This is a genomic window from Cobetia sp. 2AS (assembly GCF_029846355.1).
Taxonomy (GTDB): domain Bacteria; phylum Pseudomonadota; class Gammaproteobacteria; order Pseudomonadales; family Halomonadaceae; genus Cobetia; species Cobetia amphilecti.
Genome location: NZ_JARWKQ010000001.1, coordinates 840,103 through 854,148 on the forward strand (window position 1 = coordinate 840,103; position 14,046 = coordinate 854,148).

Genomic DNA, 14,046 nt, shown 5'->3' on the forward strand with positions numbered 1-14,046 from the left:
GATCTACGTGTACGCCTGCTAGCGGTCAGGCAACAGAGGCGGAATCCGTCCGTTGGAACTCCGCCAACTCTGCATCCAGGCTGGCCATTTCCTCGCCACCGGCCATCATGTTGAGCACTTCCTCACGAGTGATGTCCTCTTTGCGCCAGCTTCCTAATGAGGTGCCGCGCTTGAGCAGAGTAAAGGCATCACCGATGGGGTAGGCGTGATGGACGTTATGCGTGATGAAGATGACGCCGAGCCCTCGGTTGCGCGCCTGAGCGATATAGCGCAGTACCTTCGATGCTTGCTTGACACCTAGTGCTGACGTTGGCTCATCCAGAATGAGCACCTTGGCACCGAAGTAGACAGCGCGTGCGATTGCGACACACTGGCGTTCGCCGCCTGACAGCGTGCCGACTGGTTGAGACGGGTCACGCACATCGATCCCGATCTTGGCCATCTCTTCACGTGCCACCCGATCTGCAAACTCCCAGTCCACATATTTGAAAGGACCGAACCCCTTGGTGGGCTCACGGCCCATGAAGAAATTACGGGTGATCGACATCAAGGGAATCATTGCGAGGTCCTGGAAGACCGTTGCGATGCCGGCATCGAGTGCCTGGCCGGGGGACGTGAAATTGGCAGGATTCCCCTCCAGCAGCAGTTCACCGTGAGTCGGGGCATGCACTCCTGATAACGTCTTGATGAGGGTCGACTTGCCGGCGCCGTTATCGCCGAGCAGGCACATGACCTCGCCTGCGTAGACTTTCAATGAAATATTGGAAAGGGCGACTACGTTGCCGAAGTGCTTGTCGACAGCCTGCATCTCGATAAGAGGAGTGCGGGTGTCAGCGGCTTTCGGAGTATCACCTCTGGCGCGATCGGCGGCGGTCGTAGTCTGTTCCGGCGTCTGTTGCAGGTTGGCGTTAGTAGTCATTACTTAGCCTCCAGAGCTTTCTTGCGCACGTAATTGTTGAACAGTACTGCGATCAGGAGCATGGCGCCGAGGAAGACCTTGAACCAGTCAGTGTTAACGCCGGTGTAGAAGATGCCCATCTGTACCGTGCCGAAGATAAGCGCACCGAATACGGCACCCACGGCAGAGCCATAGCCGCCTGTCAGCAGAGCTCCGCCGATCACGACGGCGATGATGGCTTCCAGTTCCTTGAGCAGACCGCGAGTCGTGTCGGCTGAACCGGTATCCATGACTTGCAGGCAGGCAAAGATGGTGGCGGCGACAGCGGTAAAGATGAACAGCAGGATCTTGACCTTCATTACAGGGACGCCGACGTTGCGTGCAGCATTCACATCACCGCCGCAGGCGAATATCCAGTTGCCGAAGCGGGTGTAAAGCAGCAGCCAGGTCGCGGCAGCGGCCAGTACAATCCACCAGACGATAGAGACCGGGACACCAGTGACACTTGGATTTCCCGCGAAGTTGGTGGCAATCCAGCCTTGGGCTGCCATCCAGCTGAAGAGGCCAGTAAATACCTCGCCGGAGAAAAACGGTGCCAACCAGTCATGATCGGCAATCTCTTGCAGACCGCTGACTTGGGTGCGTCCAGTCGTCAAGCGGGTCAGGCCGATGGCCAGGCCGCGCAGGATGAACAGAAAGCCCAGTGTGACGATGAAGGAGGGCAGACCTGTGCGCATCACCAGATAGCCGTTAATCCAGCCAATCAGGACGGCGCAAGCAAAGGCGAAAGTAATGGCCAGCCAGAGGGGCCAGCCGTATTGCACGGCAGGGATGGCAATCAAGATGCCGGCAAAGCCGATCATTGAGCCTAGGGAAAGGTCGAATTCACCACCGATCATCAGGAGCGATGCCGCGATGGCGAGAATGCCTAGCTGCGCAGAGACTTCCAGGAAGTTGAGGATGCCCGCCAGGCTGAACATGCCGGTCCCCGAAGCGGCGACAGAGAAGAAGGCAAATACCAGGATGGTGCCGGCAATGGCGCCAAATTCGGGACGTTTCAGTGCGGCCTTGAGAGGGTGGACGCGGCGAAGCCGTTCGTCATCAGCGGCCGGAACGGCACTGATAGTGTGATCAGTCATGATGCTCTCTCCGGGCGTCCTCATAGGGGGAGGACGCCATATCATGGAAATGAAAGTTTTGCCAAATTGAGCTTTTCGCTTAGCGAATGCCTTGCTCTGAAAGCTCGATGACCTGACCTGCATTCTCGGCGGTGACAAATCCGGGGCCTGTGGCGACATCGCCAGCCGGCATCAGACCGTGTATGTGGTACTGATGCATGAAGACCACCGGCAGATAGCCCTGCAGGTACTGTTGTTGATCAATGGCAAAGTTCATTTCACCCGACTGAATGGCGGCGAGTATGTCGGGGGAGAGATCGAAGGTGCCGAGCTGGAATTTTTGAGTAGCGCCAGCTTCTTGCATTGCCTTGAGCATTGGCTCGGAACCGAGAGGCCCCAAGGCGAGGATGGCATCCACTTCGCTGTGCTGATTGAGGTAGGCAACGAGAGAGTTTTTGATTTCGGTGGGATCGGTGCTGGTGGCTAGTTCACTGGCGCTACCGTCGAACCCCTTGATGAAGCCCGCGCACCGTGCATCTAGCCCTACGTTGCCTTGCTCCTGATTGATGCAGAGTCCGTGTTTGGCGCCGCTCTCTACCATGCGTTCTGCCGCACCTCGCCCTGCTTCATATTCACTCTGACCAATGTGAAGTTGTGCGCCGACCTCCTTGGACTTATCGCCACCAGAATTGATGGTGATGACCGGGATCTGCTGATCCACAGCATTCTTGATGCCTTTGCCCAGTGCATCAGCGTCGGTCAGGGAAATGATAAGGCCATCTGGCTTTGAAGCTACTGCAGCATCCAGCAGTTGCGCCATCTTTGCCATGTCAAAGGTAGAAGGTGCGCGGTACTCGACTTCGACGCCAAGTTCTTCAGCTGCATCGTCAGCGCCGCGCTTGACGACTGACCAGAAGGGGTCGGAGTTCTGGCCATGCGTGATCATGACGTAGCGCTCGGTTTCGGCTGCCCAGGCGGCATTGGCCACAGAGACTGCTAACAAGGCTGTCGTGAGACTGGCTATCGCACGACGCAGGCGTGGCATCCTTCTGTGAGAGTTCGGAGAGGTGGCGAGAGGCTCGACTTTGTACATGGTTGGCTCCTGACGTTCTTTGGTTATTGTCTTTGTCAGTGAGGAAGAGCGGACTGGCGCTGCTCTCTTCCAGTATGCGAGTGCCCGGTGGTCTGGAACATGGCGTATTCCATCGCGACCGGTAGTTGGAATGTAGATTCCATTCGGATGGAATGCAATCGGAATATTCATTTTATTTTGATCTTGGAATTTTCATTCCATGCGCCTAGACTCCTCCCTATCGCCTACCGGGGGATCGCCAAGATCTCAGCGCCCAGTCAGGTAGGCACAGCGAGGAGTATTTATGCCAGATCCCAATTCCTTGCAGCGCGCCGCGCGTCAGCTGCAGACTTTTGAAGCCCTAGAGGCGCATATAGGCGAGCAATATCCCGAGCTCTCCAAGCGCTTGCAGCAGAGTGCTCGCTTTCTTCTGGATCATCCCCAGCAAGTGGCATTCGGCACGGTAGCCGCACTGGCTGACAAAGCTGGGGTGACACCCTCCACCATGATCCGCTTTGCGAATGCGCTGGGATTCTCTGGCTTTTCGGAGATGCAGAAGCTGTTCCGCTCACGCTTGGTTGAGGCAGAGCCCGATTACAACGAACGCATTCGTGTGGCTCGTGAGGTCACTGGGACGAGCCCAAGCGTCAACGAGCTACTGATGAATTTCGCCGAGGCCAATCTGCAAGCTTTGGCTCAGTTGCCTCATCGCGTGCCGACGCAAGATATCGAGCGGGCGCTGGACCTCATGCAGGCCGCGGAGGCCATTCATCTGTTGGGTGCTCGCCGTAGCTTCGTGGTCTCAAGTTACCTGGCCTATTCGCTGCGTCACGTGGCCAAGCGTGCGTTTCTCATGGATGGGATGGGGGCGATGTATCGCGAGCAGGCCGAGGCAGTGTCTGAACGGGACTGTCTATTGGTGACCAGCTTTGCCCCCTATGCCGAGGAGGTACAAAACGCCGTCAGGTCGGTCAGGGAGCGAGGGGTCCCCATCATATTGATTACGGATTCCTCGTTGAGCCCTCTGACTCGCCAAGCGGATGTGGCATTGGTCGTCAATGAGGCGGAAGTACAGGGATTCAGAGGATTGACCTCCACGTTATGTCTGGCACAAGTGCTGGCAATCGGGCTGGGGGTTCGCAATGAAGCCAATATGGCAACAGATAGTCAGAAATTGCAGATAGAAAACTGATGTTTCAATAACCAGCGGGTTCTCTTGGCAAGTCAACACAGGAGGTGTTGCCTTCCAGCCCCGCGACTTCTCGCAATGCAGTTGCAACAAGCTCAACAACAAACGCCATGAAGAGGAAGTCTTATATGAAAATCGCTCTGTTAGGTGCCGGTCGCATCGGCCGTGTTCATGCTCGCGCTATCTCTGACCACCCGACGGCCGAGCTGGCTTCGGTTAGCGACGCCTTTTCTGCAGCAGCCGAGTCACTGGCTAGCGAGTACGGCGTGCCGGTGCTAAGTGCTGATGATGTTTTCAGCTCTGACGATATTGACGGTGTCTTGATTGCGTCTTCAACACCAACGCATTCTGACTTCCTGGAACGCGCCGCTCGTTCTGGCAAGGCCGTACTGTGTGAAAAGCCGATTGACCTGGATCTAGTGCGTACGCGCCATTGTCTCGCGGTGTTGGAAGAGTATCCGGTCACCTGCGCTCTGGGGTTCAATCGTCGTCACGACCCCCAGTTTTCCGCGCTGAAGACCGCAATGGACTCAGGACGCATTGGCAAGTTGGAAATGATCACGATCACCAGCCGTGACCCTGAGCCGCCCCCCGCTGAATATATTGCAGCCTCGGGCGGTATCTTCCGTGACATGAGCATTCATGATCTGGATATGGCTGCCTGGTTGCTCGGAGAGCCTGTAACGGAAGTGACAGTAAGTGGCAGCTGTCTTGTGGACCCGGCTATTGGTGAGGCAGGTGATCTCGACAGTGTCCTGATCAATCTGAAGAGTGCGTCGGGCAAGTTGGTCAATATCAGCAATTCTCGCCGGGCCTGCTATGGCTACGATCAGCGTATTGAAGTGTTTGGCAGCAAGGGGATGTTGGAGGCGCGCAACGAAACGGATACTCAGTTGCGTTTCACAGGTGCCGAGGGGGCCGTGGATGAGCGTCCACAGTGGTTCTTCCTCGAGCGTTACTCGCGCGCTTATGCACAGGAAGTCGCCGACTTCGTGGCAGCCTGGCAGGAAAATCGGGCGCCGTTGGCAGGAGCGCAAGATGGTCTGGCGGCACTTGAACTAGCAGAAGCCGCGCTGATTTCCTACCGAGAAGGTCGGCGAGTCTTGCTCAGTGAAATCCGCTGAGACCTGCTTAGTAATTTGAATTGCCATCGCCATGATAGGAGTCGACCAATGAGCCTTCTGGTAAGACCGCATGCCCCGAGTGAAGATGGCACCTTGCTCGAGGTAACCCCGGAATCTGCAGGCTGGACACACGTGGGCTTTCGCGTGCATCGCTTGAAACAAGGTGAGCGTTTCGAGCGCCACACCGAGAGTCGTGAGCAATGCCTCGTGCTGCTCTCGGGGCGCGCGACCGTGCGTACCGGTGACCAGACTTTCGAGAATATCGGCGAGCGCATGAGTGTTTTCGATCACTTGCCTCCCTATTCGGTGTACTTGCCAGATGGCGTCGCCTACTCGGTAGAAGCCCTGACAGAGCTTGAAATAGCAGTTTGTAGTGCTCCGGGGCATGGCAACCATGCCGCGCGCCTGATTCGCCCCGAGCAGGTGGCCTGTTCGACACGAGGCGAGGGGACCAATACGCGCCATGTGCAGGACATTCTTCCGCAGACAGAGCCTGCTGATAGTTTGTTGGTGGTTGAGGTCTATACACCGCCGGGTAATTGGTCCAGCTACCCGCCGCACAAGCATTGTGCGGACAACCTCCCGGAGGAGTCTTTCCTTGAGGAAACCTATTATCACAAGCTCAATCCGTCACAGGGCTTTGCGTTCCAGCGCGTCTATACCGATGATCGCTCTCTGGATGAGACCATGGCGGTGGAGGACGGTTGCTGTGTGATGGTGCCGGAGGGATATCATCCCGCCGCCGCCCCGCACGGCTACGAGCTCTACTACCTCAATGTCATGGCCGGCCCCAAGCGGGTGTGGAAGTTCAAGAATGATCCTGCGCATGAGTGGATCGTCGAGCAGGCGTGATAGACAGGCTATTCTTCGGTAAGTCGTAAAAAAGCCCGCCTCTGGACATTCCAGAGGCGGGCTTTTGCGTTCCTGGCGTCACATTACGCCAGGAGCTTCATACCAGCTCGCGCTTTTCTTCCCGTGCACTGCGGCGATCACGTGCGACCGCGCGGCAGATGACGATCAATACCGCCAGGGTGAGCACTGGCCATACCAGTACGTAGGTGGCAAATAGCAATGTCATGTGTGTTGTCTCCCTGTTCTGTCTAGGACGTATCCAGAATCATGCGCCGGTGGAGGCGGCAGGCTGAGTCTGGATCGGTGTTGTCGTATCACGACCGTCTGAGTCGAGTGCTTCGTCATAGTTGCCGACACGTGCGGTGATGGTGTCGAAGTCGAAGCGTTCCTGGCGGCTGGCGAGGCTCATGACCACACACACCAGGGTGCTGGTGCCGTAAGCGGTCAACGATGCGAGCAGGACGGTGTAGTCGCGCAGGAAGTCAGTCGCGAAGATCAGCATGGCGATCATGGCCGCGATTCCCGCAAGGATGCCGAGAATGCGCCCCAGGAAGCCGAATACCATCAGGCCGATGATCACGCCGCCGCCGATGCTGGCGAGCAGCTCGAAGAACAGGCCGCTCATGCCCGTCAGCGGCACCAGTTCAAAGCGTGCCAGGCAGAACATCACCATCGCGACGAGGACGGAAGTGGTGAAGGCGGTATTGGTCACCCGGTTCCAGAAGCAGCTGGCGATGACCGGGAAGACGATCGCGCCCCACAGAGCCCCGACGAAGACCAGCATCACCAGGATATCCAGCGAGAAGCTGGCGAAGACGATACCCAGCACCGTGGCGATGATCATGGTCAAGCGGCCGATGAAGAGCATGCGCTTCGGGTCTGGCTTGCCGCGGGCGATATTCTTGCCATAGACATCGGCCATGATGATGGCGGACAGCGCGGAAAGGTCGGAATCCGCGGTGGAGGACAGCGAGCCGATCACCAGAATGAAGAACAGCGCGATGAAGAACGGCGGCAGATACTCGGACACCATCTGCGGGATGAGGTTGTTCATGTCGCCGTTGAGCGGCTCCACCCCGAGAGTCAGTGCCATCAGGCCAATCATGCCCAGGCCGATGACGATGGCACCATAGCCCAGCGTCGCGGTGAGGAAGGTCGGCTTGATGTGGTCTTCGTTGACGGCGAACAGGCGCTGGGAAATGGTCTGATTGCCGATCGCATAGGCCAGTACCGCGACGAAGAAGGGCGCACCCTGATTCAGGATGGCATCCGTCGAGAAGAAGTTGGCCTGCTCTGGCGTCAGATTGTCCAGGCCTGCGACCAGCTCTGTCGGGCCACCCATGGCAAAGAACACTGCCGGGATGATGACGATAGCGATTGCCATCAAGGCAACCAGTTGCGCGAAGTCGGTCAGTACCGAGGCGCGGAAGCCCGACCACAAGGTATAGAACAGCACCCCCACGCCCGCCATGATCACACCCGCCTGGAAGGAGAGCGGCGAGAGCACGGACACGAGCGCCCCGGCGGCGGTGAAGTTGACCATCAGGCTGATCACGCTACCCAGCAGGTTGGAGAGCGCCAGAATCAGCTGACTGGAGGAGCCATGACGCGCGTGGATCAGCTCGCCCAGTGTATGTGCATTGGGCGCCAGCTTGCGGAAGCGGCGGCCGAAGGGATAGATGAACAGAATCATCAGTGCGCCCCACAGGCCATAGTGGATCGGCCCTGAGACACCATAGGTATAGCCGGAGGTGGCGGCGGCATAGAAGGAGGCCGCCCAGATCCAGGTAGCCGTCATGCTCGCCGCGCCCATGCCGAAGCCAACGCGATGGTTGGAGACCATGAAGGCATCGGCATCTTCATTTTTCTTGCGGATCCCCAGCGTCATCAGATAGGTGCCGCCATAGAAGGCAAGCAGCAGCAGTACGACAGTCAGGGTAGAGAATTGATATAGCGATTCGTTGTTCAAGAACTGGCCCTCGGTAGGGAAACAGGGCGCTACGCAACGCAGTTGCCCGAGGGCAAACGGTTGTCGATAGCGACGAGTAAGGAGGGGAAGGTTCTTAGCCGTGGACGTAGTTCTGCGTCATTTGCTCAAGCAAATGGCATCCAGCGCAGCACGTGGGCCGCGTCATCAATAATCGGCAATCTCGGTCAATGAAGACGGAGTTGGTGGCACTTCCCGGTCAGGCGGGAACTTGGGGGAGGGCGGCGTGGCATGCATCTGCCTTCATCGGAATAATGATATCGCATACGCGTCCTTGTTATCGGTCAAGCCTTGCAAGAGCGCTGATGCGAGTTGTTGGTCAGCCCCAAGCTTGGCGAAACGGTGTTTTTATTTTCTCTCGTTATCAAATTCGTTGACAACGATAAATTATGCGCATGTCAATGTCTACACCCTGGCGGGCAAAGCTTGCCTCTCATTCACGTCAACGGTGGTTGGACGAGCGGGTGCGACGATGTTCAGTTGCGTGACACGTGCCAGAGCAGCATGGAAGACATGACGTATTATATAAATAATATTACTCGGCATGAGTTGTGTTTATTTGCTGAGTGTTCTGAATGGTGCCAGAAAGTGGAATAAATCGTTGTCATTACGTCATGCGTATTACTTGTCCAATGCTTGAGGAAAAGACTCCCTCAATGGCTCAGGCAACGACTGACTCGGCTTGGAGGGGGTGTTGACCCATGGGAGAGCGAGTCTTCAAAGCGGCCTACCCACAGTAAAACGCCCTGTCCGAAGACAGGGCGTAGTGGGCATGCTCAACGCAGGGTTTGGCTTACCGAGAGCTTTCTGCTGTCTTGCGAGTGCTTTCCCAGCGCAGGTGCGCTTCGGGAGAATAGCTACGTGATGGCGTGTGCTCGAGACCGATCTTGGCGGTACCGATCGACACCAGACGCAGCAGGGACGCCGTGGCGGCAATCACGATGAACAGCGCCGGCACACCGCCGAGGTTGGAGAGCATCTTGATGCCATCAATGCCCACGAAGGCCGTCATGATCCAGGCGACGGCGCCGATGGTGCAGCCCCAGATGATCTTCATGAGCAGACGATCATGGGTATTTTCATCACTGTCACCGGCCATGGCGGCCTGGCTGTCAGTGCTGCACAGCTGGCTGATCGCTTCGGTGTTGGAGTCGGCTGCCGTCACGAAGGACAGGAAGGCGATGATCAGGAAGACGGCGCTGACCAAGGTGCTCATCGGCAGTTCGTCAAACAGGGCATAGATGACGGAGCCTGCACCAGACTCATTCAGCAGTTGGTAAAGCGCACCGCCACTTTGCATGTCGAACTGGATAGTGGAGCTTGCGAAGACGCTCACGTAGGTGATCGAGAACAGTGCCGGCGCGACCAGGTTGATCAGCATGAACTGTCGCACGGTATAGCCACGGGAAATCTTGCCCAGGAACAGGGCAGAAATCGGTGCCCATGCCATCCAGTTGGCCCAGTAGAAGATACTCCAGCTTTTCGGCCACGGATCGTCATCGAAGGCCCCGGTGAACAGGCTCTTTTGCATGAAGTTGTTGAAATACTCACCCGCGGCTTCGGTGCCATAGCCAAGAATGGTCTGGGTCGGGCCGCACAGGAAGACGAAGGCCATGAAGACGAAGAAGGCCTTGGCGTTGATGGCGGACAGACGCGCAATGCCTTTCTGCAGACCACTGGCCGCGGAGGCGGTAAAGCAGGCCACGATGGCGAGAGTCACCAGTGCCAGCATCAGCGGGCCAGTGCCGGTCCCCATGAAGCGGTCCAGGCCGCCGGCCAATGTCATGGCGCCCGTACCCAATGACGATGCCATGCCGCAGACCAGTGCGAACAACGCCAGTGCATCCAGCGCGCGGCCCTTGCGACCGATCAGGCGATCACCCAACAGCGGCACGAAGAGCGTGCCGAGCGAGAACGGCTTGCCCAGGTTGTAATGCATGAGGGCGAACAGCAATGCCGGGACGGTATAGATCGCATAGGGCGTGAATGACCAATGCAGGAACATCGTCGAGAGCGCAAAGCGCGCCGCCTCGGGAGAGTTCGCCGTCAGATCCAGCGAACCGGGGGGAGTATGCAGATGATAGAGCGGTTCTGCGGTCGACCAGAACATGATGCCGACGGCCAGCGTGGTACATAGCGTGATGGAAAACCAGCGCCAGGGTGTCAGGATCCGCGTGGCATTTTCACCACCGATCCGGGTCCGACCCAGTGGTGACAGGTAAGTGATCAAGCATGTCACCACCATCGCCAATGCCGTAATCGAGAACAGCCAACCGAACTTGTTGAGTACCCAGTCATTCAAGGCCGTCGTGGTGGCGAGAAAGCCTTCAAGATTGATGAGGCTTGCTGCCACCGCGACCATCAACAGGATGAACGGTGGCCAGAAGACCAGGGGGCGGATGGAAGAGCCAAACATACGCATTCCTATAATTTCTTGTGAGGGTGCGGATCCTAACTCATAAAATTCTGTTTTGTCAGCGTTGAGATTCGCTCATCAACGGCGTATATACGCGCGCGTTCATGTAATGCGCTGGCGGGATTTCCAGAAAGTTCTGTCCGGAAATTGCGTCAGTGGCTAACGCACCCGAGCCGTCACGCAGGCTGCATGGCCCACGCCACTGTGCGGGCCATGACACTCAAGAGAAAACCACGACACCCCCGTCGCCTCTCGGCCCGGGGGTGTCATGGTTTCTCCTTGAGGACTTGAGTATCACGCCATCTCGAGTTGGCTCAGCTGGACTGGGAAGATTGCCAACGCTGATGGGCTTCTGCCGAATAACTGCGTGACGGCGTGTGCTCGAGGCCGATCTTGGCGGTACCGATCGAGACCAGACGTATCAGAGACGCCGTGGCACCGATCACGATGAAGAGCGCTGGTACCCCGCCGAGGTTGGAGAGCATCTTGATGCCGTCGATACCGACGAAGGAAGTCATGATCCAGGCGACGGCGCCGATGGTCGAGCCCCAGATGATCTTCATCATCAGGCGGCCCTTGCTGCGGTCTTCGCTTTCGTTGCCTGCCAGAGCCTCCTGGCTATCCGAGCTGCAGAGCTGGCTGATGGCGTCGGTATTGGAGTCGGCCGCTGTCACGAAGGACAGGAAGGCGATGACCAGGAAGATCCCCCCCACCAGAGAGCTCATCGGTAGCTCATCGAATAGTGCGTAGATCACCGAGCCAGCCCCGGCCTCGCTGAGGATGGTGTTGAGTGCCCCGGTGGTATCCATGTCGAGCTTCAATGTCGTGCTGCTGAACACCGCGACATAGATGATCGAGAAGAGCGAGGGCGCCACCATGTTGATCAGCATGAACTGTCGCACGGTATACCCCCGTGAGATCTTGCCCAGGAACAGAGCCGAAATCGGTGCCCATGCCATCCAGTTGGCCCAGTAGAAGATGGTCCAGCTCTGTGGCCAGGGGTCATTGTCGAAGGCCCCGGTGAACAGATTCTTGCTCATGAAGTTGGTGAAATACTCGCCAGCCGCTTCCGTGCCGTAGCCCAGGATGGTCAGCGTCGGACCGAAGGCAAACACGAAGATGAGAAAGGCGAAGAAGGCCTTGGCGTTGATGGCGGACAGGCGTGCGATGCCTTTTTGCAGACCACTGGCCGCCGAAGCGGTGAAACACAGCACGATCGCGAGGGTGACGATGCCCAGCATCAGCGGGCCCGAGCCAGTGCCGAGGAAGCGGTCGATGCCGCCTGCCAGTGTCATGGCCCCTGTGCCGAGGGATGACGCCATGCCACAGACCAGGGCGAAGAGCGCAAGTGCATCGAGCGCACGTCCCTTGCGACCGATCAGTCGATCTCCCAGCAGCGGCACGAACAGGGTCCCGAGCGAGAAGGGCTTGCCGAGGTTGTAATGCATCAGGGCAAAGATCAGCGCAGGAACGGTGTAGATCGCATAGGGCGTGAATGACCAATGCAGGAACATGGTCGAGAGCGCGAACCGCGCGGCTTCCGGGCTATTGGCGGCAATGTCCAGCGAGGTGGGCGGCGAGTGCAGATGATAAAGCGGCTCTGCGGTCGACCAGAACATGATGCCCACGGCCAACGTGGTGCATAACGTGATGGAGAACCAACGCCATGGGGACAACAGTCGCGTCGCGTTCTCGCCGCCGATACGGGTGCGGCCCAGCGGCGAAAGATAGGCTATGAGGCAGGCCACCACCATGCTGAGCGCCGTGATGGAAAACAACCAGCCGAACTTGCTCAGTACCTGGTTGTTGAGATTGGTGGTGACAGCCAGAAACCCTTCGAGGTCGACCAGGCTGGCGACGACGGATACGAAGAGCAGTATGAACGGGGGCCAGAAGACCAGTGGTCGAATGGAAGATCCAAACATGGGTCACTCCTTGATCTTGTTATAGTGTTTCTTGCGGGAAGGGGATTCGGTATAGCGCGGTGTCGGGGTCGGGGGGCCTCATTGTAAGATGCGAAAGAATCGAACGTTTGTTTTTGTTGAGAATATCATGTTTATCGCACGTTCATGGCTGGCCATTCCAGATCGGGAAACCTCGCCCAGGTGTGGCAGTGGGTTGCGCATGCAGCCTATGGCAATGAACCGCGAGAAATCTTGCGCCCTGTCGTAAAAAGAAACGCGAAGGTCGCAATCGGGATAGTAAAGACTCCCGCATAAGCAGCAAGACCCATGCAAAGCCAGGAGCCTTACGAGCCCCGATGGGTTTGGTATCATCGAAGGCAATTACGCGGGTGGCTGTCTGTGACAGTCACCCGTCTTTGTCATTGTCTTTTCGGCGGAGGTGAGAGCGGCATGCGAGGCGTTTGTCAGTTTCGAGAATGGCTCCTGCTCTCCCATCGTCCGCCTTTCGTGAGTGTCGTCTATGCCAACCCCTCTGCCACTGCAGAAACTGCCGCCCTTGAGTTCGCTGAAAGGGTTTGAAGCTGCTGCGCGTCTGCTGAGTCTCCGCGCGGCCGCCGAGGAACTGAACCTGACGCATCCGGCCATCGCCAACCAGATTCAGCGTCTCGAAGAGAGTCTGGAGGTGAAACTGTTTGCCCGTGAAGGTCGTCATGTGGTGCTGACGGCGGCTGGCGAGCGTTTCTATCCGGTAGTGCGTGAAGCGCTGGCGGGCCTGGTGCAAGGCGCCGAGTCTCTGCGCCAGATGCAGCATGCCCAGCCGCTGACGATTCAGGTCTATGTGACGACCTCGATTCGCTGGTTGGCACCTCGCTTGTCGCATTTCCAGGCCATGCATCCTGAAGTCGAGCTCAAGCTGATGACGTGCAGTCTCGGCTGGGAGTTCGATGAGGCCAATGCCGATGTCGGTATCGTCTTCCGCGATGCGCCGCTGGCGGACCACCTGCACTGGCAGCCGTTGTTCGAGTCACGCCTCCTCCCGGTATGCAGCCCCCAGCTGCTGGGCGACGATGCACACCCGGTTCCCGCGGATGCCTTGAAGACGCTGCCGTTGATCGGGGTCTACACCGAGGGCTGGAATTGGGAGAGTTACTTCGAGGCATTGTCGCTAGGCCCTTGTCCCACCCGGAATTGCATCGTGGTCGACACCCTGGCAGTCGCCCTGGAGATGGCGGCGCGCGGGGAGGGCGTCGCACTGGTCAACGGGCCCTTTGCCGACGATGACCTGGCGAACGGTCGACTCATCAACCCGACCGGGCAGGTGACGACCGGGCGCGGTGAATGGGGGGCTGTCTGTCATCGCGAGCTGGAGCGGGATCCGCGCGTCGCGACCCTCCTTGGCTGGCTGGAGGCACAGAGTCGCAGCGTGCCCACCTGATCCGCCAGAGCGAGAGCTGTTACGTGACAACGCCACCTTCGGGTGGCGTTT

Annotated in this window: 11 protein-coding genes; 4 read left to right on the plus strand and 7 right to left on the minus strand. The window is 58.0% G+C overall.

The window, feature by feature from the left end; genetic code table 11:
- Positions 1-25 precede the first annotated feature (25 nt).
- The 3 genes from QD356_RS03580 to QD356_RS03590 all read right to left on the minus strand — a co-directional run bounded on the left by QD356_RS03580 (position 26) and on the right by QD356_RS03590 (position 3,109).
- The gene (locus QD356_RS03580; RefSeq protein WP_192838264.1) at positions 26-808 is read right to left on the minus strand and encodes an ATP-binding cassette domain-containing protein; all 783 of its coding nucleotides are present in this window, start codon (positions 806-808) and stop codon (positions 26-28) included.
- Between the two features lie 110 nt (positions 809-918).
- Positions 919-2,037, minus strand: a complete 1,119-nt coding sequence (locus tag QD356_RS03585) for an ABC transporter permease (RefSeq protein WP_192838003.1) — start codon at positions 2,035-2,037, stop codon at positions 919-921.
- 79 nt (positions 2,038-2,116) lie between these two features.
- Positions 2,117-3,109 (minus strand): sugar ABC transporter substrate-binding protein, encoded by a 993-nt coding sequence (locus QD356_RS03590; RefSeq protein ID WP_225347893.1) that lies wholly within the window; start codon positions 3,107-3,109, stop codon positions 2,117-2,119.
- 283 nt (positions 3,110-3,392) lie between these two features.
- Here QD356_RS03590 and QD356_RS03595 point away from each other — a divergent pair, with 283 nt between their 5' ends.
- From QD356_RS03595 to iolB, 3 genes are all read left to right on the plus strand, one after another.
- Positions 3,393-4,280, plus strand: coding sequence for a MurR/RpiR family transcriptional regulator (locus QD356_RS03595; protein WP_192838004.1), 888 nt, complete (start codon positions 3,393-3,395; stop codon positions 4,278-4,280).
- Between the two features lie 125 nt (positions 4,281-4,405).
- Complete coding sequence (iolG, locus tag QD356_RS03600) at positions 4,406-5,401, plus strand: inositol 2-dehydrogenase (protein ID WP_192838005.1); 996 nt, start codon at positions 4,406-4,408, stop codon at positions 5,399-5,401.
- A 48-nt stretch (positions 5,402-5,449) separates the two neighbouring features.
- A complete protein-coding gene (gene iolB, locus QD356_RS03605) occupies positions 5,450-6,253 on the plus strand; it encodes a 5-deoxy-glucuronate isomerase (protein WP_192838006.1) in 804 nt (267 codons plus the stop codon).
- 97 nt (positions 6,254-6,350) lie between these two features.
- Here iolB and QD356_RS03610 read toward each other — a convergent pair whose 3' ends face one another.
- The 4 genes from QD356_RS03610 to QD356_RS03625 form a co-directional block, all read right to left on the minus strand.
- Positions 6,351-6,479, minus strand: coding sequence for a putative transporter small subunit (locus QD356_RS03610; RefSeq protein WP_225996397.1), 129 nt, complete (start codon positions 6,477-6,479; stop codon positions 6,351-6,353).
- A gap of 39 nt (positions 6,480-6,518) precedes the next feature.
- The gene (locus QD356_RS03615; protein WP_192838007.1) at positions 6,519-8,222 is read right to left on the minus strand and encodes a sodium:solute symporter family protein; all 1,704 of its coding nucleotides are present in this window, start codon (positions 8,220-8,222) and stop codon (positions 6,519-6,521) included.
- Positions 8,223-9,033: 811 nt separating this feature from the next.
- Positions 9,034-10,656, minus strand: a complete 1,623-nt coding sequence (locus QD356_RS03620) for a BCCT family transporter (protein WP_192838008.1) — start codon at positions 10,654-10,656, stop codon at positions 9,034-9,036.
- 314 nt (positions 10,657-10,970) lie between these two features.
- Entirely contained in the window at positions 10,971-12,581 is a 1,611-nt protein-coding gene (locus QD356_RS03625) for a BCCT family transporter (protein ID WP_192838009.1), read from the minus strand.
- Positions 12,582-13,080: 499 nt separating this feature from the next.
- Between QD356_RS03625 and QD356_RS03630 the strand changes: the two genes are divergently transcribed.
- Complete coding sequence (locus QD356_RS03630; RefSeq protein WP_192838010.1) at positions 13,081-13,995, plus strand: LysR substrate-binding domain-containing protein; 915 nt, start codon at positions 13,081-13,083, stop codon at positions 13,993-13,995.
- The last annotated feature ends 51 nt before the right edge of the window (positions 13,996-14,046 follow it).

Excerpts from the sequence above, each read along its gene's own strand:
- QD356_RS03590 (WP_225347893.1), bottom strand. The coding sequence starts at position 3,109 with ATGTACAAAGTCGAGCCTCTCGCCACCTCTCCGAACTCTCACAGAAGG.
- QD356_RS03625 (WP_192838009.1), bottom strand. The coding sequence starts at position 12,581 with ATGTTTGGATCTTCCATTCGACCACTGGTCTTCTGGCCCCCGTTCATA.
- QD356_RS03595 (WP_192838004.1), top strand. The coding sequence starts at position 3,393 with ATGCCAGATCCCAATTCCTTGCAGCGCGCCGCGCGTCAGCTGCAGACT.
- iolG (WP_192838005.1), top strand. The coding sequence starts at position 4,406 with ATGAAAATCGCTCTGTTAGGTGCCGGTCGCATCGGCCGTGTTCATGCT.
- QD356_RS03610 (WP_225996397.1), bottom strand. The coding sequence starts at position 6,479 with ATGACATTGCTATTTGCCACCTACGTACTGGTATGGCCAGTGCTCACC.
- QD356_RS03630 (WP_192838010.1), top strand. The coding sequence starts at position 13,081 with ATGCCAACCCCTCTGCCACTGCAGAAACTGCCGCCCTTGAGTTCGCTG.
- QD356_RS03620 (WP_192838008.1), bottom strand. The coding sequence starts at position 10,656 with ATGTTTGGCTCTTCCATCCGCCCCCTGGTCTTCTGGCCACCGTTCATC.
- QD356_RS03580 (WP_192838264.1), bottom strand. The coding sequence starts at position 808 with ATGCAGGCTGTCGACAAGCACTTCGGCAACGTAGTCGCCCTTTCCAAT.
- QD356_RS03585 (WP_192838003.1), bottom strand. The coding sequence starts at position 2,037 with ATGACTGATCACACTATCAGTGCCGTTCCGGCCGCTGATGACGAACGG.
- iolB (WP_192838006.1), top strand. The coding sequence starts at position 5,450 with ATGAGCCTTCTGGTAAGACCGCATGCCCCGAGTGAAGATGGCACCTTG.